The 20713-nt window shown below is 70.4% G+C and carries 18 protein-coding genes; 1 reads left to right on the top strand and 17 read right to left on the bottom strand.

What is annotated here, in order from left to right:
* Positions 1 to 16 precede the first annotated feature (16 nt).
* The 11 genes from D7X96_RS26270 to D7X96_RS26225 form a co-directional block, all read right to left on the bottom strand.
* A complete protein-coding gene (locus D7X96_RS26270) occupies positions 17 to 478 on the bottom strand; it encodes a carbonic anhydrase (protein ID WP_120549830.1) in 462 nt (153 codons plus the stop codon).
* A 69-nt stretch (positions 479 to 547) separates the two neighbouring features.
* Complete coding sequence (locus D7X96_RS40330) at positions 548 to 721, bottom strand: hypothetical protein (protein WP_167510883.1); 174 nt, start codon at positions 719 to 721, stop codon at positions 548 to 550.
* A 91-nt stretch (positions 722 to 812) separates the two neighbouring features.
* Positions 813 to 1388: an RBBP9/YdeN family alpha/beta hydrolase gene (locus D7X96_RS26265; RefSeq protein ID WP_121771011.1), complete on the bottom strand. Its 576-nt coding sequence runs from the start codon at positions 1386 to 1388 to the stop codon at positions 813 to 815.
* A gap of 22 nt (positions 1389 to 1410) precedes the next feature.
* The gene (locus D7X96_RS26260; RefSeq protein ID WP_120549829.1) at positions 1411 to 2235 is read right to left on the bottom strand and encodes an aminotransferase class IV; all 825 of its coding nucleotides are present in this window, start codon (positions 2233 to 2235) and stop codon (positions 1411 to 1413) included.
* Positions 2236 to 2275: 40 nt separating this feature from the next.
* On the bottom strand, positions 2276 to 4687 hold the full coding sequence (locus D7X96_RS26255; RefSeq protein ID WP_121771001.1) for a PAS domain-containing sensor histidine kinase: 2412 nt from the start codon (positions 4685 to 4687) through the stop codon (positions 2276 to 2278).
* Between the two features lie 274 nt (positions 4688 to 4961).
* Positions 4962 to 8291 (bottom strand): helicase HerA domain-containing protein, encoded by a 3330-nt coding sequence (locus tag D7X96_RS26250; protein WP_120549827.1) that lies wholly within the window; start codon positions 8289 to 8291, stop codon positions 4962 to 4964.
* Between the two features lie 21 nt (positions 8292 to 8312).
* On the bottom strand, positions 8313 to 9305 hold the full coding sequence (locus tag D7X96_RS26245) for a hypothetical protein (RefSeq protein WP_120549826.1): 993 nt from the start codon (positions 9303 to 9305) through the stop codon (positions 8313 to 8315).
* A gap of 1 nt (position 9306) precedes the next feature.
* Positions 9307 to 10503 carry a DUF559 domain-containing protein gene (locus D7X96_RS41565; protein WP_147442813.1) on the bottom strand — a complete coding sequence of 399 codons (1197 nt, stop codon included), beginning with the start codon at positions 10501 to 10503 and terminating at the stop codon, positions 9307 to 9309.
* Positions 10504 to 10640: 137 nt separating this feature from the next.
* The gene (locus tag D7X96_RS26235) at positions 10641 to 11870 is read right to left on the bottom strand and encodes an MFS transporter (protein ID WP_120549824.1); all 1230 of its coding nucleotides are present in this window, start codon (positions 11868 to 11870) and stop codon (positions 10641 to 10643) included.
* On the bottom strand, positions 11860 to 12801 hold the full coding sequence (locus D7X96_RS26230) for an SDR family oxidoreductase (protein WP_121725499.1): 942 nt from the start codon (positions 12799 to 12801) through the stop codon (positions 11860 to 11862). The genes D7X96_RS26235 and D7X96_RS26230 overlap by 11 nt, the downstream gene beginning before the upstream one ends.
* Positions 12798 to 13625, bottom strand: coding sequence for a lysophospholipid acyltransferase family protein (locus D7X96_RS26225; protein WP_121725500.1), 828 nt, complete (start codon positions 13623 to 13625; stop codon positions 12798 to 12800). Before D7X96_RS26225 ends, D7X96_RS26230 begins: the two co-directional genes overlap by 4 nt.
* A gap of 101 nt (positions 13626 to 13726) precedes the next feature.
* On the opposite strand from D7X96_RS26225, the gene D7X96_RS41560 reads away from it, so the two are divergent.
* Positions 13727 to 14344: a hypothetical protein gene (locus D7X96_RS41560; protein ID WP_120549821.1), complete on the top strand. Its 618-nt coding sequence runs from the start codon at positions 13727 to 13729 to the stop codon at positions 14342 to 14344.
* 4 nt (positions 14345 to 14348) lie between these two features.
* Here D7X96_RS41560 and D7X96_RS26215 read toward each other — a convergent pair whose 3' ends face one another.
* The 6 genes from D7X96_RS26215 to D7X96_RS26190 form a co-directional block, all read right to left on the bottom strand.
* Positions 14349 to 14738, bottom strand: coding sequence for a VOC family protein (locus D7X96_RS26215; protein WP_120549820.1), 390 nt, complete (start codon positions 14736 to 14738; stop codon positions 14349 to 14351).
* A gap of 319 nt (positions 14739 to 15057) precedes the next feature.
* A complete protein-coding gene (locus D7X96_RS26210; RefSeq protein ID WP_121771000.1) occupies positions 15058 to 16719 on the bottom strand; it encodes a PA14 domain-containing protein in 1662 nt (553 codons plus the stop codon).
* 197 nt (positions 16720 to 16916) lie between these two features.
* Positions 16917 to 17258 (bottom strand): hypothetical protein, encoded by a 342-nt coding sequence (locus D7X96_RS26205; protein WP_147442812.1) that lies wholly within the window; start codon positions 17256 to 17258, stop codon positions 16917 to 16919.
* A gap of 135 nt (positions 17259 to 17393) precedes the next feature.
* A complete protein-coding gene (locus D7X96_RS26200) occupies positions 17394 to 18269 on the bottom strand; it encodes a 4-hydroxy-3-methylbut-2-enyl diphosphate reductase (RefSeq protein ID WP_121770999.1) in 876 nt (291 codons plus the stop codon).
* A 99-nt stretch (positions 18270 to 18368) separates the two neighbouring features.
* A complete protein-coding gene (locus D7X96_RS26195) occupies positions 18369 to 20225 on the bottom strand; it encodes a M56 family metallopeptidase (RefSeq protein WP_121770998.1) in 1857 nt (618 codons plus the stop codon).
* Positions 20222 to 20608 carry a BlaI/MecI/CopY family transcriptional regulator gene (locus D7X96_RS26190; protein ID WP_120549815.1) on the bottom strand — a complete coding sequence of 129 codons (387 nt, stop codon included), beginning with the start codon at positions 20606 to 20608 and terminating at the stop codon, positions 20222 to 20224. Before D7X96_RS26190 ends, D7X96_RS26195 begins: the two co-directional genes overlap by 4 nt.
* Between the last annotated feature and the right edge of the window lie 105 nt (positions 20609 to 20713).

The following is a 20713-nucleotide window of genomic DNA, read 5'->3' as shown; positions in this document are numbered from 1 at the left end:
CCTGTCGCTTCCCGCCTCAGCCCTCGCGGGGGATGGGCTCGAACTCGATCGTCTTGCCGTGGGGGCGCACGTAATAGAGGTGGATGCGCAGGTGCGGGTACGCCGTCTGCAGCTCCTTCGCGCCGAAGTGCAGGTCCTTCAGCTGCTGCTCCACGGCGATGTCCGGGCCCAGCGCGCCGTGCTTCGCGTGGTAGTAGCCGCACCCCGCGTGCGCCAGCAGCAGCACGTCCTCGATGTGATGGCCTTCGATGAGGAAGCTCGCGGCCTTCGTGAAGCCAGCGCTCTCCAGGTAGTCCGACGCCCAGCGGTTGAGCAGCGCGGGGCCTCCAGGGAGGGTGAGCGTGTCGATGCGTGAGTGGCCCAGGTGGCGGGCCAGGTCCTCCACGGCCTCGGTGAAGCGCCCGTCCGAGCAGTACACGGCCAGGGTCTTCGGGTGGACCGGCTCGAAGGCGACGCGGGAGACGTAGGGTGCGCTCATGCGCCCCAGGTTAATGGCTTCCGGTCCCCACGAAAGCGCGTTCCGTGGGAACCGGTGATGCGCCCCGTGTCAGTTGTGTTCCGGGAACGCGGCGGGCTGCCCCGTGCCGCCGTTGCCCTCGGGCTTCGGGCCGGCGTGCCGGTCCGCCTCTGACTCACGGTCCGGGCCCTTGTGGCGCAGGTTCTCGTCCTGGCTCTGGCCCTGGCGCTGGACCTGCTTCTCGTCTGGCTTCTTGGTCTCCATCTCGAGCCTCCGGTCGTTGGTTGAAGGAAGTCGTCCAAAGATGGGGGCGCCCGCGAAAATTGCCACGCGCTTTGCCTGCCCGCCCGGCTGCTCAGCGTGACGCGCCGAAGCCCTCCTGGAGCGCGGCCAGCACGGCGGGCTCCTGAGGGTTGTTGAAGTGGCGCCCGCCGGGGACGAGGCGCACCTCCGCGCCCAGGCGCTCCTCGAAGAGGCGCGTGTTGCGGCGGTGGTCGGACGTGAACGGATCCGAGTCCGACAGCACCACCACGCAGCGGCGGAGCGCGGCGCGGATCCGCTCGAAGTCCATGGGCGTGTCCAGCCAGGGCCGCAGCGTGTCCCAGGGCTGGTCGACCTCGAACCAGCCCGCGACGAACACGGCGCCCTCCACGGTGTGGCCCGGCGGCAGCGCGGACAGGTAGCGCATCACGGCCTGACAGCCGACGCTGTGGCCCAGCAGCACGGTGGAGGGAGGCGGCACCGGGCCCACCTCCGCGGCGAGCGTGGACACCCAGCCGTCAATGGTGGGCGCGCCCGGCGTGGGCATGGCCAGCGTGCGGACGGAGTCGAAGAGGGGCGGCGGCGTGCGCAGCTTTTCCGTCAGCCACGGATAGAAGTCCGTGTCGGGGCTTCCGGCCCAGCGGGGGACCATGACGAGGGAGCGGGTCATGGCGCGGAAGTGTGCCACGGCCTCAGCCCTCGCGAACGGCCCGGGCCTCCAGCGCCGCGCGGGCCCGCTCCGCGAGCTTCAGGCTGTCCGGGAGCTCGCGGCCCAGGAGCTTCGGGACGCCCACCGCCAGCGCCACCGCGTTGCTGTAGAAGCACGCCTGCGCGCGCGACAGGTCCTGGAGCGGCAGCACACGCTCCACCACCGGGAGCCCGTCCACGGAGGCCATGGCCAGCAGCACCGCGCGCGCGATGCCCGGCAGGCACGGCGCGGACAGGGGCGGGGTGACGAGCGCGCCGTCGATTTGCACGAAGAGGTTGGCGGTGGGCAGCTCGCAGACCTCCGACGCTTCGTTGGTGAGCACGGGCAGCCGTGGAATCAGCGCGTGCTGCCGGAAGTACGCCAGGCCCTTGTGGTTCACCGTGCGCTCCGCGCGCCGGTACGCCCCGGGCTCCACGCCGTCCAGCTCGCGCCCCTGCGGGTGCAGGGCTTCCAGCTCCGGGGGAAACGGCCGGAAGGTGCACAGCACGTGGCCGTCGCTGACCGCGAGCTTGCCCACGCCGGTGAAGCGCGGGCCCATCTCCGCGTCCGCCGCCAGACAGCGCCGCAGGGCTTCCCGCACGGCGTCCTCGTGGAGGAGCGCGGGCGGTGGGGCGCGCACGGCGACGGGGAACGCTTCGAGGCTTCCGCGCAGGCGCGACAGGTGCCTCGCGAGGAAGCGGGGCTGCCCGGCGTCGATGCGCAACGTGGTGAAGAAGCCCGCGCCGAAGAAGAAGCCCTGCGCGAAGTCGTGCAGGCGCAGCTCTTCCCAGCGCTGGACGACGCCATCGACGGAGACGGTGGGGAACATGATCAGCCCTGGAGCGCGGCGGGAAGGGAGCCTTCTCGCCTCATTCTAGACTCGCGGACGCGCCGCCGCCCTGTGACAGGCTCGCGGAGGCCTCCGGGAGGGCGGGCAGCGTGAAGGAGAACGTGGCGCCGTGGCCCGGCGGGCTCTCCACCCAGACGCGGCCCCCGTGCGCCTCCACCAGCCCCTTGACGATGGCGAGCCCCAGGCCCGCGCCGGCCTTGCGCGCGTGGATGGCCTGCCAGAAGCGGTCGAACACGTGGGGCAGCGCCCTCGCGTCGATGCCCGGCCCCGTGTCCTCCACGCGGAAGCACACCTGGTCCCCCTGCCGCTCCGCCTTCAGCCGGATGCAGCCCCCGGGTGGGGTGAAGTGGATGGCGTTGCCCACCAGGTTCTGGAAGATGCGCACCAGCCGCGCCCGGTCCGCGCGCACGCGGGGCAGGTCTGGCTCGCACGTCACCTCCAGCCGCAGCGCCTTGTCCGCGGCCAGGAGCTCGTTCAGGGCCTGCACCTGGGAGAGCAGCCGCGGCACGTCCACCGGCTCCATGTCCAGCTGCGCGCGCCCGGACTCCACCCGCGCCACCTCCAGCAGGTCGTCGATGAGCCGCTCCATGCTGCCCACCACCAGGCGCACCTTGCGCAGCGCCTCCGCGGCTTCCGCCCCTTCGTGCGTGCGCAGCAAGCGCCGCTCCGCGGAGCGGGCCAGGAGGGTGATGGTGTTCAGCGGCGCGCGCAGGTCATGCGAGACGATGCCCAGCGTCTCGTCGCGCGCGGCGACGGCCTGCTTCTCCGTGCGGTACAGCCGCGCGTTCTCCAGCGCCAGCGCGGTCCGCCGCGCCAGCTCCGCCACCAGCGGCAGGCTCTCCGCGCCGTAGAGCAGGCCCGCGCGCGTGGACACCAGCAGGAGCACGCCCAGGGAGCGGTCCTGGAGGGCCAGCGGCACGGCCACGGCGGACTTGACGCCGGGGTTGTCCGGGCCGGCCTCCTTCAGGAGGAAGCCGGATCCGCTGTGCCGCGCCTGCTCCACGATTTCTCCCAGCTCGCCCTCCGCTCCGGGGACGCACGCCCTGCGCAGCGTGTCCCCCAGGGCGGGCGTCACGGCGGCGACCTCGGTGGCGGGCCCCTCCTCCAGGCAGCCTCCCCGCGTGGCGATGGCGCAGCCATCCGCGAGCGTGGGCACCGCGAGCGTCACCACGGTGCGGACGACGTTGCCGCAGTCCAGCGAGCGCGTGCTGGCGGTGCCCATGTCGGAGAGGAAGCGGCTCCACAGCTCGACGCGCCGCTTTTCGGTGATGTCCCGGAAGTAGACGGAGAGTCCTTCCGGGGACGGGTAGGCCACCACTCGCAACCAGCGGTGGTCCACGACCGAGGGTTGTTCCTCCTCCACGGGGACCTGCGCCGCCGTCGCCCGGCGCAGCAGGGACGTCATGGCCGCGGCTGGCGGGCCGGAGAAGACCTCTCCCAGCCGCCGGCCCAGCAGCGCCTCGCGCTTGAGGCCGAACTGGGTCTCCGCGGGCCGGTTCACGTAGGTGAAGCGCTCGTACCTGTCGAACGCGGCGAAGCCGTCGGTGATGCGCTCGAGCACCGCGTTCATCCGCTCGCGCGAGGCCTCCGCCTCCTCCCGGGCGACCTCCTCCCGCACCAGCCGCTGACGGGTCTCGTCGGCTTCGTGGCGGCCGGTGATGTCCTCGTGGGCCATCACGATGCGCAGCGGGCCGGCGCCGATGAAGCGCGTGGCGCGCAGGAGGAACCAGCGCCGCCTGCCGTTGCCGGGCTCGTGGCACGGGTAGTCCACGACGAAGGACTCGCTGCGGCCGGCGAGGATGGCGCGGATGCCCTGCGCCACCGCGGGCGCCTCCTCCGCGTTATCGCCCTGGGCGTCCTCCGCCACCTCCAGGTAGTTCGCGCCCACGCCGCAGCGGAGGTCCGTGTCCGAGCAGCCGTTGTCGCGCGCGAAGCGCTTCCAGGCGGCGTTGACGGCGAGGATGGTGCCCCGGCCATCCAGGATGGCGATGTGCGTGGACAGCGAGTCGAGGGTGGAGCGAAGGAACTGCTCCGACTCATGCAGCGCCTGCTCCGCGCGCTTGCGGGGGCTGACGTCCCGGAAGCTGACAGTGAGGCCTTCCGAGGAGGGGTACGCCTGCACGTCGAGCCAGGCGTCGAGGGGTACGTAGTAGGACTCGAAGTTGACGTTGACCTGGTCCTTGAGCGCCCGCTGGTACTCCTGCTCGAACAGGGAGCCGCGCGCGTCTGGGAACTCGTCCCAGACAAGGCGCCCGAGCAACTCCTCGCGCGGGCGTCGCAGCAGCCACTCGCAGCGCGTGTTGAGGTAGGTGAAGCGCCAGGAGCGGTCGAGCGCGAAGACGGCATCCGAGATGCGCTCCAGGGCGTCGAGGGCCCGGATGGTCGAGCCACCGTCGGGCGCGGTCCGTTCCTGGCCCTGTCGCACGGCCATTCCTTCTTGCTCCTCATGAGAGAGACCCGAAGGAAGTATGGGAGCCGTGGCCGCGCGAAGCCGCACGAGCCCGGCTCTCTGCTCGTGGGCCGGTTCCACCCGCGGGAGAGGAGCGCCCCCCTGCCCGCGGGCTTCGTTGCCGGAGGGTTACCGGGCCGCGGGCGCGAGCTGCCCGGGGCATTCCTCACTGAATCCCGTCTGCGCGTACGGGGTCATCCGGCCCGTTCGCAAGGGCGTGCTGCCGCAGAAGCACCGATCCGAGGTCACGGTGGACTCAGCTCGCATTGCGGATGCCGTGCTCACCGGAGCGGTGGGCCAGCTGGAGGATCTCCTCCTCGGACAGTTGCTCGGTCTTGATGATGTTCCGGTCCGCCTTGAGCTGTTCCACCTGGCCGTCTCTCAGGAGGTGGAACTGGCCCATCTTCTGCGCGGGGAGACGCGTGGCGGGATCGACGCGCGCATCCGAGAACATGGGCCGAAGCTTGCCGAGCGCCCGGTCTTCCCTCACGCGGCCAATGAACCAGCTGCGCACGTTCTCCCTGCACTTGTAGTCGAAGTCGCCCGGGCTCTGGGTCGCGAGCATCACGCCGATGCCCGCCGAGCGCGCGCGCTTGAGCAGGTTCTCCATGGGCTGCTTCGTCGCGGGGATGCCCACGGCCGGCAGGTACATGTCGGCCTCGTCGAACATCAGGACCGCCTGGAGCTTGGAGGAGGGGTGCTGACTGGCCCAGCGATTGGCCTCCACGAGCAGCTGCGATACCCAGAAGAGCGAGCCCTGCGTGCCACCGAGGAACTTGGTGCTGATGACGCTCAGCCGCGTCTTGCCCGGCACCTTCGCGCTCCCCAGCCCGAGCAGTTCCTCCATGTTCAACTTCTCGCCCTGGGATGCCAGGAGGCTTCGCGCATTGAGCCGGAGCGTCGCCAGATCCTGGGCAAGCTTCGGGAAGACCCGGAGGTCGATGCCGTTCGTCTCCTGGACCAGGGTGACGTCCTCGGAGGCGATGAACTTCTGGACCAGGTCCAGGGTCAGCTCCTGCCCGATGGGCCGCTCCACCAGCAGCCGCAAGGCCTGGGCGAGCAGCGCCTTCGCGGCCCTGTCCCTGGCGCTGTTGCGATACTCCAGCATGGTCGAGATGGCGTCCGCGGCCTGTTGTACGCTCTGCTCACGCTCCTCTGGAGGCAGTGACTCCAGCCCCCGGGGAACCACCGGGATCGCGAGCGCGCGTCCATCGGTGCGGCCCGGTGTGTAGAGGGCTACGTCCACACGTTCTCGTAGGAGGCGACGACGTTCCTCCATCACGGGGTCCTTCAGCTCCTCCTGCCAGGCCTCGTCGCGCGCATACGCGGCAAGGTCGCCCTTTCGGTCCACCAGCAGCGCGGGAATGCCCTGCAGGAGCAACTGCTCGATGAGGTTCAACGCGAGCGTCGTCTTGCCACTGCCGGAGCCGCCGAGAAACGCGCTGTGCTTCGTCAGCTCCTCCGCCTGCACGAAGACCGGATGGGTGAAGATGCCTTCGGAGTCGCCAACCCGCAGCGCAGCTGGTTTCGGGTCACTCACGAGCTTCTGCTGCGGCACTTCCTTGGGCGTCAGGCTTCTGCCCGCGGTCTTGCTCACCAGCGGTTCGCTGATGGACTGGATGCGCCGTCCCTCCAGCTCGATTTCTTCCTGGGGTTCTCGTACGCCGGACGAGGGTTTCTCGGTGGGCGTGTCCGAGCGTCGCGCACTCTCAAGCTGCGCGGTGCGGCGCTCGCCCTGGGTGTGCTTCTGGAGGGCCGGCGCGGACGCCTTCTTGGGGGCGTCAGGGGGCGGAGGCGGGAGCTTCTCGAGCGCGAGCACATCCGAAACCAACTTCAACCGGGTGAGGGGGCGGGCCGACCGGCTCCATTCGCGGAAAGCGGTCTCCGGGTGTTCCTTCCGGAAGGACTGCAGGGCCACCACTTCGCGCAGGTCGCTGTTGCTCACCACCGCGCGTCTGCCACCCCTGCGCAGGAGCGCGCCCACCTGCTCCGCGACGAGCCCGTTCGGATTGCTCGGGAACTCCGCGGTGCGGAGGATGACCGGCAGCTTGCGAGCGGCGGACCTGAGGGCTTCGGCCATCTGCCGGCCGAGTCCGCCACCCCGAGGCGAACGATTGCAGAGGGCCACGAACAAGCCCTGGGGGCTGGCAGGAAGCGCGATGTCGATGGACGCCTCCGTTCGTGACTTGACCTTGAATTGATCCGTGGCCCCCAGTTCGTCGCCACCCGCTTCAATGGCCCAGGCCAGCAGGGAGACGATCTCCGCATCTTCCTCCGGGACGGTGCCGTTGAACTTCGCCCGGAAGTCGGTCCACTTCTGGTCCATGGTGGCCTGCTGGACCTGCTTGCGCTCCTCGTCGCCCTGCTTCTTCTCCTCTCCGGGGAGGGGGAGGCACCTGGGCAGTTGGCCATCCTGGCAGGCCTGCTCCTGGAAGCGACGGCAGGCATTGAGTGCATCCCGGACACGCAAGCCGCTGAACCGCTCGAGCTCGGAGCGGGGAATCGGGTACGTCGGATCCGCGGGGTCCACTTCGAGGCCGTGATGGCTGAGGAGCACGCGCATCCGCTGGGCGACCATGTCCTGTGCGGTCTGCTCCGTGAGCAGATGGTCCAGGGTGACAGGCGCGGGGTCGTTCTCGATGCGGTCGATCATGGACTGCGTGAGTTGCTTGCGCATCGCCGCCCAGAAGTCGGACAGGCAGCAGACAACGACCACCGCCGTGGGCACGTTTCCCGCGAACGACGCCAGGCTGTTGATCGCACGCCGGAATGACGGCTCCATGCCGGGGTTCTTCTCGAAGTCGCTGATGTCCTCGACCTGGTCCACGCAGAGGACCAGCGCCTGCTCCATCGCGCCCATGAGCCTCCCCAGATGGGTGAGCATGCGCATGGGATCGTTGTCCGCGGTCCGGGGAACGATGTCGCCGAGGACCTGCCGGTCGGCGGGGACCATGTCTTCGCAACGAAGCCACTGCAGGACGCGGTGGTGGTACCTGGCTTCCCGGCGCTGCAGGTAGATGAGGGCGCGCAGGAGCTGGACGTCGACGTGGCGGAAGAGCGGGTTTTCGTGAAGCTCGTCCGCCAGTGAGCGGATCATGTCGTGAAGCTCGTGCTCCTCCAGGATGCCTTCGTCGTGGATGAGCGGCTCGAACGCGCTCTTGCAATACTTCATGAGCGCGTTGGACAGGCGGGTCAGCCCCGTGTCGTCCTCATTCGAGGTCACGTCGTAGGTGCGGTCCAGCGTGTCGAGGAGGTTCGACAGGATGTAGCGGTCGTAGCTCGCGGCATCCACGGTCATGGGGAGGTAGCCGACGTAGCCCAGTCCCCGGGAGTGCACGCTGTGGCGGAAGGCCCGGACCAGGTGGGTCTTGCCGCTGCCGGATTCGCCTCGGAGGAGGAACAGCTTGCCGGAGTCGGGGTTCCGAGTGGCGCGCTTCACCAGCCGCTCGAAGGTCCGGCGGGCGGGGACGTTGATGGTCGCGACGTCGAAGGGATCCGGCTTCCAGAACGACTGGGCCTGCTGGACGCTGGCGAAGACCTCTGGGCCATCAGCCAGGAATGCTTCAAGACGGGCGTCGGTGGGCATGGAGGCTCTCTCGGAGGCGGGCTAGACGACGACGAAATGGAAGGTGGCGCCGTAGAAGCGGATCTCGGACTCCGCCACGTCAGCCGGGTTCATCATCGACACGAGATCCGCGCGAGTCAGCGTCAGGTGGCGCTTGCGGTTGGCTTCAAGCAGCGCGGAGTCGAAGGCTTCCCGGCTGCTCCAACCGGGCTGCATGGCCTTCCAGACGTGCGAGATGAAGACCTTGTCGTCCCCGAATCGCCCGGTGGGGAGGGTCTTCGCCACGCGCAGCACGTTCTTCGCGAAGGACGCCGGATCCGGTGGCGCGATCTCTGCCGGGGCATCAACGGGCGCCGTCCGCGCGGGCTCCGGCAGCACCCACTTTCGCAGCGTCGCCAGCCGCAGGGCCTCCGCATCCGCTCGGGACGCGCCGACCGCACGTGCCGTCAGTTGCTCCACGCCGCGCTTCGGGTCGCTGACCTCCTGCTCCAGCAGCTTGCCAATCACGTGGGCCTGGATGGCGCGCAGGGTGAACTTCTCGTTCGTCTCCACTCCCAGCTTCCGCCACATGAGCTGGTCCCGGACCTGGGCCAGCGTAGGGAACTCAGGCCCATCGAGCTGATGCGCACGCTTGAGAATCAGGGCCCGCATGCCGTCCGCGTTCGATAACCGCCCCAATGCCGCCTTGGACGTCGGCAGGCCCAGGTCCTTCGCGAGCAGGTACTGCTGCCGTACCCGCTTCCAGGTGAGCCCCTTGGGCGAGTCCACCCGCAGGAACTTCAATGCCTGCTGGCGCCCACCCGTCGTCAGCGCCAGCGCGGCGCGGGAGCGCTTCTGCACGAGCCCCGCGTCCAGGAGCCGCTCCACCAGCGCATCGAACCTTTCGGTCCACTCGCCCCGGCTCCAGCGGTGCTCCACGAAGGCATGCAGCGTCTTCGCCAGCTCGTTGCGGGTTCCCGGCTTCTTGTCCGTGCGCGTCGCCAGCCATGCGAGGGCCAGGCCCTGGAGCCGTGTGTCGGGGGTATCGGTATCCATGTCAGGACTCCCGCCCGGCAAGCTCGCGCCTGCGGGCATCAATCAGGGTGTTGAGCGTCTGGAGGATTTCTTCGAGGCGGGGGACCAGGTCCTCCGCGTGGATGCGGTAGACCCAGTAGCCAGCGCGTTGCAGGTCCAGGTCCTTGCGCCGGTCGCGCCTGAACCGGTCCCGGTCGCTGAAGTGGTAATAGCCGTCGATCTCCACCGCGAGCCGCAGCTCCCGGCTGAGGAAGTCCACCTCCCAGGGCCGCGAGCCGCCTGTGTCGACAGAGGCATTGAGCTTGAACACGCCCGCCGTGGTGGGGTGCTCCGCGAGCCGGTCGCGGAGATAGGCCTCATAGGTGCTCCGGACCCTGTCCTCGGTCAGGAGCCTCGCGCTGGTATGTGCCGCCAGCGCCACCTCGGCGGCCTGGGCGCGTCGCGCATCAGAGGCTCCTGCCCGCTCCATCGCCTCGAGCGCTGCCACGGCCCTCTCCGCGCTCGATGCGGCTTCCGGCACCTCCAGCACGCCCTCGCGCACCAGCGCCTTCAGCCGCGTCTCCCCGCCCGCCAGGAACGCTCCCAGTGCCTCGCTGGACACCACGCACGCCACCGCGAGCGCCGGCACCGCGCTGCTCAGCGCCTCCGCCACCCGCAGCCCCCGGTACGATGGCGCCTCCCCCACCGCCACTCGCACCACCGGCGCCTTCCCGGGCGGCACCAGCGCGTGCAACGCACGCAGCCCCGCGCCCAGGTTCTTCGCGAACGCCGTGCGTACGGCCTCCGGGAGCGCTCCTGGCCCCACCGCCTCCCGTCCCAACACCAGCTCCCGGCACAGCGCCCACGTGGCTTCCGGAAGGCTCGCGGGCGGCGGCAGCGCCTCCAGCAGCACCTTGCGCTCGTGCGCTGTCTTCCCCCGGAACACCGGCGCGTGTCTGGGATTGGCCGCCGTCAGGCTGAACGTCGCCAGCGCCTCCGCGTCCTCCCTTAAATCCCGTGTCGCCGCCAGCGCCCGGGCCCACGTCAGCGCCGCCTCCCGCGCGTCCTCTCCGGACACCTCCACCACCGTCAGCCCGTGCCGCGCCGCCCACCGGTCCCAGAGGGGCGCCCCCAGGGCCTCCGGTCCCTCCAGCACGCTCAGCGTCGCGATGCCCTCCGCCCGGCGCCGGGCCTGGCGGTCCAACGCATCCAGCAGCGCGACGTCACCCGCCAATGGCAAGCACTACCCCCCGGGAGTGATGGCTTCACCGCCCCCTTGTGAGCAAAAGCCTGCTCCCACGGGTCGGGTGAAGACAAGCCCCCCAAAGGAGGTATGGCGTTCCGGGAAGGAAGGGACCCGGGTGGGTCTGAAAGGCTTTAGCCCCCCGCGTCGTCGCGGGTTTCCCGACGGAGAAGCAGGCCCAACCCCGCCGCCGCGAGCGCTGAAACCATGCCCGTCAGGAAGGGGGCCTGGGTGCTCCACGACGCATACATCCAGCCGCTCGCCACCGGCCCCACCGTGCGGGCCAGTCCGCCGCAGGACTGCGCCAGACCCAGCACGGCGCCCTGCTGCGACGGCGGGGCGACCTGGGAGGCCTGGCTTGAAATCAACGGCTGCAGGAAGCCCGTGCCCACGCCCACCAGCACCACGGAGACCATCATCGGAATCGCCTGCCACGAGACGGCGAGCCCCGCCATGCCGCACGCCAGGAGCAGCGCCCCGCAGATGAGCAGCTTGAACTCACCCGCCGCGCGCGACAGCGGACCAATCAGCCCGCCCTGGATGACCATGCCCAGGCCGCCCACCACCGCGAAGGTGTAGCCGACTTCCTTGGAACCCCAGCCCAGCCGCGCCTGCACCAGCAGCGCGAACGCCACCTGGAGCGTGGTCATGGACAGGAAGACAGCGAAGAACAACCCCAGCACCATCCCCAACGCCTTGCGCCGGGGCGAGTCCTGCAACGCGGACCAGCGCGTCTGGGATTGCGCCGTCACGCGCTTCTCCACCGGGTGCGTCTCCGGCATCGCGAACAGCGCGCCCACGAAGCCCACCAGCGCCAGGCCTCCGGCGAGCAGCGGCGGCACCCACGGGCCCAGCCCGGAGAACAGGCCGCCCAGCGTGGGTCCCAGCACCATGCCCAGGCCAATGCCCGCGCCAATGCGCCCCATGGCCCGGGCGCGCGTCTCCTTCGTCGTCACGTCCGCGAGCGCCGCCTGACACGCGGCGATGTTCCCGGACGTGGCCCCCGCCAGGATGCGGGAGGCGAACAGCAGCGGCAGCAATTGCTGGTAGCTGGCCAGCGCGAACAGCGCCATGGCCGCCGCGTTCGCCAGGAGGCTCAGGAGGATGACCGCCCGCCGCCCGTGCCGGTCCGAGTAGCGCCCGAGCAGCGGCGTGGCGAGCAGCTGCGTGAAGCTGAAGCACCCCAGGAGGATGCCCACCGTGCGCGCCGAGCCGCCCATGGACTGCACGTAGAAGGGCAGCATCGGGATGACGATGCCGAAGCCCACCAGGTCCAGGAACACGGTGAGGAACACCACCGCCTCCACCCGGCGCAAGAGGCCGGGCGTGGCGGCGGCGGACGCGCCCACGCTGTCAGCCACCATGTCCCGTCCGGTCCACCGGCAGCGCGTCCGCGTAGGCGCGCAGGATGCGGCCCTCGTCGTAGGCGTACTGGAAGCCCGTGGCCTCCAGGAAGCGCTTGTTGTCCACCACGATGGGGTAGCGCAGGTGGTCCGTGGCCCCCACGGACAGCCGGGGGAAGCCCGCCCGGCCCAGGAGCAGCGACAGCACCGGCGACGGCAGCGGCACCGGCGTGCGGCCCGTGCCCTTGATGATGACCGACAGCGGGATGGGCGCGGGGCCCGCGACGTTGAAGATGCCGCGCACCTTCTTCTCCAGCGCCAGCTGCAGCGCCGTCACCACGTCCTCCTCCTGGAGGACATGGAAGAGCGGGTCGTAGCCCAGCACCATGGGCACGCGCTTGCCGCGAATCAGGTTCGCGAGCGTGCCCGTGCCCGGCGTGCCCAGCGTGTAGACCAGGCGCAGCACGGCCGTGGTGACCTCCGGCAGGCGCCACAGCGCCGTGGCCGCGTACAGGTCCGCGGCCACCAGGTCCGCCAGCTCCGGGATGGCCTCCAGCGCGCGCGGGGGCTCGTCCTCGGAGTGGTACAGCGGCGAGTCCGGCGCCGCGCCATAGAACGTGTGCCGGCCCACGAAGAGCACCTGCTTCACGCCGTGCGCCGCGCAGTGGTCGAACAGCGCCTTGGTGCCGTCCAGGTTGATGCGGCCGCGCTCCTGGCCCTGCACGGTGAACGCCGTCACCGTGGCCATGTGAATCACCGCCTCCGGCTTCCAGCGGCGGAAGAGGTCCTCGGCGGCGCGCTTGCGGATGTCCACCCGGTGGACCTCCACGCCCTTGGGCGCGTCCCGCCACGGGCGCACGTCGATGCCCGCGACCTCGTGGCCGCTGTCCTTCAGCTTCAGCGCCAGCCTGCGCGCGATGCCGCCGGAGATGCCCGCAATCAACACCCTCATGGCAACAGCCTCCGGGCCCGGCGCAGGTTGCGCTCGGCGCGGTTGTCTTCGATGAGCCGCTGGATGCTCGCCTTCACCTGGTCCACGTAGCCCTGGATGACGTGGTCCTCTTCGTCCCCCGTGCCCTCGAAGACGAGCGGTTCGCCGTAATGGATTTCCAGCCCCACCGGCAGGGGCAGCGGCAACAGGTACGGCGTCAGCGGGATGTACGGCACGCCCAAGAGCTTGCCCAGCGCGTACGCGTTGGTGACCGTGGGGATGGCCGCGCCGCCGCCCAAAAAGGCGAACGGGATGATGGGCGAGCGCGTCTGGAGCGCCAGCCGGATGAACCCCGTGCCGAAGTCCACCAGCGAGTAGCGGTCCGGGTAGAGCTTCGCGGTGCCTCGCGCGCCCTCCGGGAAGATCATCAGCAGCCGGTCGTCCTCCAAAAGGCGCACGGCGTGCTCGGGCAGGCCGGTGAACTGGCCGGTGCGGCTGGCCCACAGCGAGGCCACGGGGAACTTGTGGATGAAGCGCTCCACCATGCCCTGCGCGAGCCGGGGCGGATCCATCTCCAGCATGGTGGAGGTCAGCACCATCATCCCGTCCACCGCGACGCCGCCGGAGTGGTTGCCCACCAGCATGCCCCGGCCCTTCTGGGGGATGTGCTGCACGCCGGTGCACCGCACCCGGAAGTAGTTCCGGTAGAGGAAGGCGAAGAACTCCAGCGCCAGCTTCAGGTGCTTCTTGGAGATGCCGTAGGGGTCGACACCGTATTCGTTGAAGGGCAGCTCCAACCGCTCCACCCGCTCTGACAGGGACTCGCTCTGGGGCACGGGGCGCACCGTAGCACCGCGCGTACGCTTTGCACCGGGGGCCCGCGTCCCCCATTGTGCATCCGACGCAAGGGGCCCTTCGCTCAGGCCCCTGGAGGGAGTGACGCGCGATGGCGGGGCAGCCGTGGACGGGAATGCTGGACGGGGTGCTCGCGTGGGCCAAGGCCTTGCCCGCGGGGCTGTCCAACCAGGTGGCGGTGGACGTGGCCGGCCGGCGGGTGCGCCTGTCGCACGCGCGGGTGGAGGCCCTGTCGCGAGGTGTGCTGGGCCGCGTGAAGGGGCTCACCCTGCGCGGCTGGGACACCACCCCGGCCGTGTACGACCTGCGGCTGGACGTGCGCGGCTGGAAGCTGCGGGTGGAGACGACCCCCCAGCGCGTGGAGCTGGCCGGGGGGCGCTACACGCTGTGGCTGGCCACGCCGGGCCGGGTGGAGCTGGAGGAGTCCCCCGGTGCGTCCTCGCTGCTGATGGGCGCGCTGCGCACGGGGGCGGGGAGGGCCGCGCTCCAGGCCCTGGCGCGCAAGCTGCTGCCGCCGGGGCTCGCCTGGGATGGACAGCTGCTGCGGGTGGAGGGGGCGCTTCCCAGGGAGGGCGCGCTGGCGGCCCGCCTCTTCGAGTCCTCCTCCCTGCGGATGACCGCGGAGCACGCCCCGGAGGGGCTGTGGCTGTCCGCGGAGGAGTGGCCGGGGCTGCTGGACCTGCTCCAGGCCGCGCTGGGGCCAGCGTAGGCGGTCAGCGGCCCTCGCCGTCCCACACGTTGGCGCGGCCCTCCAGGGGGCCTCGCTGCGGGCGGACGATGCAGAAGCGCTGACCGGTGGGGGCCTCCATCACCCACCAGCGCTTCACGTAGGCGATGCGCTTCGCTCCCAGGGCCTCCAGGCGCTCCAGCTCCGCGTCCAGGTCGTCCGACTCGATGTCCAGGTGGATGCGGCTCTCGTGGCTCACCTGCTGGAGGAGCAGCGAGGGCTCCGCGTCCGCCGCCTCCAGCTCCCGGTACGAGGGCGAGTCCGGGTCCGCCGGCTTCACCTTCCGCCCCAGCGCCGCGCTCCAGAACCGCGCGGCGGCGTCGATGTCGTCGACCTTGCAGTCGAGGACGAACGTGCTGAGACGGCTGTGGTGCATGGCTTCGCTCCTGATGGGCCGGGCAGGGGGGAGCCCGTGGGGGGAGCCAGGGATACACCGAAAAGCGGGGGGACGGTATGGCCGAGTGAGGAGGCGGATGTGTGGCGTGCGCCACTCCGCGCCGCTGGAGCATCCAGCAGCGGACTTTCCTGCCCCGGAAGGCACTGGAAGGCCTGACGCGTGGGGGCCTGGCGCCTACCTCCAGCGCCGGAGGTCCAAGGTCCAAGACGGTCCCGGCATGAACGAGTCCGAGTCGAAGTACGTCCGCTACCGCGCGCGGACGACCTTCCCTGATCCGTCCGCGCGGGGGCGCGAAGCCCTACTGCCCGCTCATGCCCGGACCCGGCTTCCACACCTTCACGTAGTCGATGGACGCGGTCCATGCCGCAGAGCCCGTGGCGTTCGCGTCGCCGTACCAGAACGCGGATCCGCTGCCGGTGAGGGCCCAGGTGGAGGCGACGAAGTTCGCCATGCCCACCAGCATCCGCTTGTAATCCGGGTTGTTGGAGAACGCGGCCGGCAGCGGAACCTCGCGGATGGCGTTGGTCGCCGGGTCGCCAATCCACATCCGGAGGTCATTGCCCACGCGGCGCGCGGTGTAGACCCACTGCTTGCCATTGCGGCGGTCCACGGCGGGGCGGACCTCCGACTGCTTGTTGTCCGGGTCCCAGTGCCAGGTCGTCATCACGTTGGTGCCGTCGTTGTAGGGCAGCTCCACGATGTCCAGCTCTGGCGGCCACGGCGTGCCGCCCCAGCTCTCCGCGATGGGCCACATCAGGAAGTACATGCCCGTGCCCAGGCCCGGCGGCAGGTCCGCCTTGAACGACACCTGGTAGTCCGCGTAGCCGGGATGGGCGGGCCGCCAGTTCTGCTCGTCCCACCAGGTGCCCTGGTCCAGGTAGCAGCCATCCCAGATGCCCGAGCCGTCATTGCGCTTGCGCGCGCGCATCTCCAGCTGGCCATTGACCGTCACGCACTGGCTCTGCGTGTTCATCACCATGACCGTGTGGTTGAGCGGCAAGTTCGTCTGCCATTGCTTCCACTTGTTCCAGTCCAGCGAGTTGAAGTCGTCCTGGAGGTCCAGCACCCAGCCGGTGGGCGGGTTGGGGACGCCGCCCACGCCGGGCGTGCTCTGCAGCGTCCAGCCCACCTGGGCGGACGCGTCGCCCGCGGCCTCGTAGTACTCCACCTTCACGCGGTGCGTGCCGGCGGTGAGCGTGACGTCGCCGGTCCGCGTCGTCGCGCCGTGGTCGCTCCAGTGGTCCACCACCAGCGCCCCGTCGACGTAGATGCGGCTGCCGTCGTCGGACGTGGTGGAGAACCGGTACGTGCCCGCGCTGGCGAAGCTCCAGTCGCCCTCCCAGCGCACGCTGAAGTCATCCACGCCCACGCCCGTGCCGGGGCTGTCCGTCCCCCAGGAGAACTGGATGGCGGCGTCCTGCCGCTGGAAGGCCCGGGTCGTCAGGTTCCGGTCGCTGAAGTAGGTGCCCCGGAAGGCGCCCGAGGGAATGGGCAGCTCGCCAGTACCCGCGGCGTCCCCCAGGAGGTTCACCTCCTGCACCCAGGAGCCGGTCGTGTTCGTGCGGTAGCGCACGTAGACGAAGCGCGCGTTCGTGTCCGGGATGTCGCAGCCCTGCCACTGGACGACGCTGCCGTCGACGTCGCAGTCGTACCAGCCCGTCTGGGACCAGTTGGCGTCGAAGAGCTGGACGTGGAAGCGGTACGCCTGGTCGCCCAGGCTCCACACCTCCCGCACCTGCTTCACCGTCCCCAGGTCATAGCCGGCATAGGTGAGCTCGCCCGCGCCCCACGCGCCCGAGTTGTCGTCGCCGTCGTTCAGCTGCCAGGGGTAGTTGAAGCCGCTGTCGTCGATGAGCGTCGCGGCCAGCTCACCGGTGACGGCACCGCGAGCGACGGCGACGCGCGCGTCGGGCAGGGGCTCGCGGACGTCACAGGCCGCGAGCGGGCAGAGGGGAAGCACCAGGCACGCCCGGACGAGCGCGCGGGAAAGGGAACGGGGGGATGAGAGCAGCTGCCGCCTCCAGCAAGGATGGGGGGCGACGAGATGTCCTTGGGGCTCAGGCTTTCAATGCTGATTTCTTGGAAAGAAAATTAGTCTGTTTGGTCCCGTTCACAGCGCCCGCCCGACCGGGCGTCGGGCGGGGCGTGGGCCGTGGGTCAGTTCAGCTCGCAGACCTGACAGACCGGCCCGATGAGCTTCCAGGTCGTACAGGTGCCGTTCGAGCAGCAGCGCTTGTACTTGGTGCCGGGCAATCCGTAGCCGCCGTAGGTGGTGTTCGGCTCATCGTACCCGGCGCTGTTCGAGCAGGACGTGCGGCACTGGGTCTGCCAGGTGATCATCGACTGCATCTGGGAGATGGGACAGTTGGGGTCGGTGCCGATCTCCTGCTCCACCTGGGCCTCGCCGCTGGGGAGTCTGGCTTCGTCAGCCCCCGTGGCGGGGCCACAGGCGGTGAGGACGCCCAGGGTGAGGCTCATCACGAACAACGCCTTCATCATGCTTCGCATCCGCAACGCTCCGGCCGGTGCAAGGCGGCAATGCCTTGCACCGGCGGATTGCGGCACGGTGGCGTTCGCATGACAAGCGGCGGCGCCGGATGACGTATGGGAAACCCACGACGCCGTGCCTGCTGACTACTTGCGCTTCTTCGACATCGAGCGGACGAAGATGGAGTCGATGCCGTGGATGCGCATGGAGATGAAGTCCTGGGCGGTGGCGTTCTCATAGCCCGCTTCGCGCATCTCCTTCACGAACGCGGGCGTGACGCCGTGGATGCGCATGGCCACGAGGTCGTCCGCGCTCAGGTCCTTGAAGCCCAGGCCGCGCATCTCGCGGACGAAGTCCGGCGTCACGCCGTGGATGCTCATGGCCTGCAGCGAATCCACGGGCAATCCCTTGAACCCCAGCGCCGCATAGCCCTGGATGCGCTCCGGCGTGACCTGGTGGATGCGGCAGGCCACCAGCTGCTCGATGGTCAGCTTCGGGTAGCCCGCGGAGGCCATCGCCCGGACGTAGTCCGGGGTGACCTGGAAGATGCCCACCTGGACCAGCTCCTCCACGGTGGTCACCTTCTGGCCCGTGGCCGCGAGCGCCTGCACGCGCTGGGGCCCGACGTTCACGCTGGCCAGGAGCATGTGCTCATCCGCGTCCGGCTTGGGGATGCCCAGCTCCGCCAGCTTCTTCGTGAAGCTGGCGTCCGGGCTGAAGCGCCAGGTGCCCACGCCCTGGCCGTCCTTGAAGCGGCCCTCGAAGTCGAACGTGCCCGCCTCGCGCACCAGCTTGAACGGGGCGCTGCTGCCGTCCGCCGTGGACAGCCCCTGGAAGTCGGCGAGCGGCGCGGAGAAGCCGTGGTGCGAGTCCGGCTTGTCCTTCGGATGCAACGACAGCTGCAGCTGCTGCTCCCTCACATGGGCGCCCCAGGTGCCGGTGCGCTGCGCATCGGCGGCGAGGACGGGGAGGGCGAGGAGCATCACGACCAGGGTGAGCCACGGAGACAGGCGCGACGTCATGACGGCGACTCCTTTTTCGGGTTTCAGGCAAGGCGCGGCCCGTCCGCGCGCCCGGGAAGGCGCGCGCGGTGGGGACCGCGTGGGAGAGGAAGGGAGGGGTTACTTCCGGGGCTTCTGCATGCGGCGGATGAAGTCTTCATCCACGCCGCTGGCGCGCAGGCGCACCAGCTCATCCACGGTAGCGGGCTTCACGCCCGCGGCGTCCAGCTCGCGCAGGTACTTCGCGTCCACGGACATCGCGCGCAGCTGCAGGGCCTCATCCAGCGTCAGGTTCGCGAAGCCCGCGGCCTTCAGCTCGTTGAGCCACGCGGCGTTGATGTTCATCGCCTTCGCGGCCAGCAGGTCGTCGGAGTCCTCCTTCCCGTAGCCCAGGGCCGCCATCTGGCCCAGCCACTCCGGCGTGACGCCCATGTGCTTCATGGCCACCAGCTGGCCGGCGGGGATGGAGCGGCCGAAGCGGTCCGTCATGGACTTCGCGTAGTCCGGCGTGACGCCCGCGTGCTGGAAGCCCACCAGCGTCTCCACGGTGGGCTCGTAGCCCATGGCGGAGATGCGCTCGACGACCTCCGGCGTGACGCCCGCGATCTTCAGGGCGACGAGCTGATCCACGCTCAGCGGATCCACGCCCACGCGGGTCTTCTCGTCGGCATCCTCGGCGTCCTTCCGCGCCGCGCGGGCCTTCTCCTTCGGGGAGGGCGCGGGGTTCGGAGCCGGAGCGGGATTCGGTGCCGGCGCGACGACCGGAGCCGGCGCGGGCGGCGGAGCCGGGGGCGCGGCGAGGACCGCGAGCGGCGCGGGCGCCGGGACCGCCGCGGACGCGGTGCCGTGGGGCTTGGGCATGGCGCTCGCGGCAGGTGCCGCCGGGGCCTTCGACTCCGGCGCCTTCGCGGGCTGCTGCACGGCGAGCGCGGTCAGCGGCGCGGCCAGCGCCAGGCTGCTGGCCAGCGTGACGATGGACACCCCCGCCGCCCAGCGCGACGAGCACCGCGACGCGGGCGCCACCACCAGCCGCCGCACGCGGTCCTTCAATGAACCGCCCAGCGCGGACAGCGCGGGACCTCCGGCCTCCATGCCCTGCAGCCGCAGCGCCTCCAGGGCGGTGAGCGCGCGGGCGTAGGGCAGGGCGCCGGGGCCCTGCCGCACGGCGAGGTCGTCACAGCAGTTCTCCCGCTCCACGCGGATGACCTGGGACATCCACCACACGGCCGGGTGGTAGAAGAGGAGCGTCTCCACCAGCGTCTGCACCACGTTCACCGCGAAGTCGTGACGGCGGATGTGGGCCAGCTCATGGGCCAGCACCAGCTCCAGCTCCCGCACGGCCAGCCCGGTGAGCGTGGCGGTGGGGACCAGCACCACGGGCTTCAGCCAGCCCAGCGTGGACGGCACGTCCAGCTTCGACGACACCAGCAGGCGCACCGGACGCGTGAGGTTCAGCCGCCGCGCCAGCACCTCCAGCCGCTGCTGCCATTCCCAGGACGCGTGCACCGCCTCGTCCACCTGGCGCCGCAGCCCCATCCAGCCCTTGAGCAGCCGCAGCGACGACGCCGCCACGCCCAGGCCCCACGCCAGCACCAGCCAGGGCAGGTGCTCGCCCACCTGCTGGAGCAGACCGTCCAGCCGGGGCAGCGGCGCGGCCTTCGCCAGGTGCCGGGGCGCCGGAAGGTCCATCAAGGCAGGGGGCATCACCGGAGCCGTCACGGGCGCCACGGCGGTCCGGGCGACGGACACCGTGCGCGCCGGACGGGGCTCCACCGCGCGCGAGGCATGCCGCCACGCCGTGGCCACCGGCAGCGCCAGCATGATGCCCAGCGCGCCGCACGCCAGCGCGTAGCGCAGGTTCGCCGAGCGCCGCCCCACCCACCGGAGCGCCAGCGCCAGGGCCACCGCCACGAGCGCGCCCTGCCACACCAGGTGCACGAGCGCCCAACCCACCGCTTCCAGGACGAGACCGTTCATGACTCCGACTCCTTCTCGAGCGAATCCAGCAGCTGGCGCAGCTCCGCCAGCTCCTCGGGCGACGTCTTCTTCGTGGACAGGGCCTGCAGGGCGAGCCGCCCCGGGGACCCGCCGAACACGCGGTCCATCAGGTCGGTGACCAGCTGCTGCTGGGTGCTCTCCCGGGGGAGCCGGGCGCTGTAGACGTGCGCGCGCTGGGACTCATCGCGTGTCACCAGCGCCTTCTCCGTCATGATCTGCATCGTCTTCAGGACGGTGGTGTAGCCGCTCCCATCCTGGAGCGTCTCGTGGACCTCGCGCACCGTGCGCGGGCCCCCGTCCCACAGCACCCGCAGGATGGCCAGCTCGGCATCCGTGGGTCGCGGCGGCTTTCCTCGGCTCATGGCTTCCTCTCTCCTCACGACTTCCTACGGATAGTTATACGAACGATTTCGTAGGTGTCAACGAAGCCTTTCGTACTTCATGGGCAAGGGGCCCTGGAGGGAGGG

Source organism: Corallococcus interemptor (assembly GCF_003668875.1).
Classification (GTDB): Bacteria; Myxococcota; Myxococcia; order Myxococcales; family Myxococcaceae; genus Corallococcus; species Corallococcus interemptor.
Note: the sequence above shows the minus strand (reverse complement) of the source record. Positions and strands in the feature narration are given on the sequence as shown.

Coding starts and splice junctions, on each gene's coding strand:
- D7X96_RS26270 (WP_120549830.1), bottom strand. CDS start 478: ATGAGCGCACCCTACGTCTCCCGCGTCGCCTTCGAGCCGGTCCACCCG.
- D7X96_RS40330 (WP_167510883.1), bottom strand. CDS start 721: ATGGAGACCAAGAAGCCAGACGAGAAGCAGGTCCAGCGCCAGGGCCAG.
- D7X96_RS26265 (WP_121771011.1), bottom strand. CDS start 1,388: ATGACCCGCTCCCTCGTCATGGTCCCCCGCTGGGCCGGAAGCCCCGAC.
- D7X96_RS26260 (WP_120549829.1), bottom strand. CDS start 2,235: ATGTTCCCCACCGTCTCCGTCGATGGCGTCGTCCAGCGCTGGGAAGAG.
- D7X96_RS26255 (WP_121771001.1), bottom strand. CDS start 4,687: ATGGCCGTGCGACAGGGCCAGGAACGGACCGCGCCCGACGGTGGCTCG.
- D7X96_RS26250 (WP_120549827.1), bottom strand. CDS start 8,291: ATGCCCACCGACGCCCGTCTTGAAGCATTCCTGGCTGATGGCCCAGAG.
- D7X96_RS26245 (WP_120549826.1), bottom strand. CDS start 9,305: ATGGATACCGATACCCCCGACACACGGCTCCAGGGCCTGGCCCTCGCA.
- D7X96_RS26235 (WP_120549824.1), bottom strand. CDS start 11,870: ATGGTGGCTGACAGCGTGGGCGCGTCCGCCGCCGCCACGCCCGGCCTC.
- D7X96_RS26230 (WP_121725499.1), bottom strand. CDS start 12,801: ATGAGGGTGTTGATTGCGGGCATCTCCGGCGGCATCGCGCGCAGGCTG.
- D7X96_RS41560 (WP_120549821.1), top strand. CDS start 13,727: ATGGCGGGGCAGCCGTGGACGGGAATGCTGGACGGGGTGCTCGCGTGG.
- D7X96_RS26215 (WP_120549820.1), bottom strand. CDS start 14,738: ATGCACCACAGCCGTCTCAGCACGTTCGTCCTCGACTGCAAGGTCGAC.
- D7X96_RS26205 (WP_147442812.1), bottom strand. CDS start 17,258: ATGATGAAGGCGTTGTTCGTGATGAGCCTCACCCTGGGCGTCCTCACC.
- D7X96_RS26200 (WP_121770999.1), bottom strand. CDS start 18,269: ATGACGTCGCGCCTGTCTCCGTGGCTCACCCTGGTCGTGATGCTCCTC.
- D7X96_RS26195 (WP_121770998.1), bottom strand. CDS start 20,225: ATGAACGGTCTCGTCCTGGAAGCGGTGGGTTGGGCGCTCGTGCACCTG.
- D7X96_RS26190 (WP_120549815.1), bottom strand. CDS start 20,608: ATGAGCCGAGGAAAGCCGCCGCGACCCACGGATGCCGAGCTGGCCATC.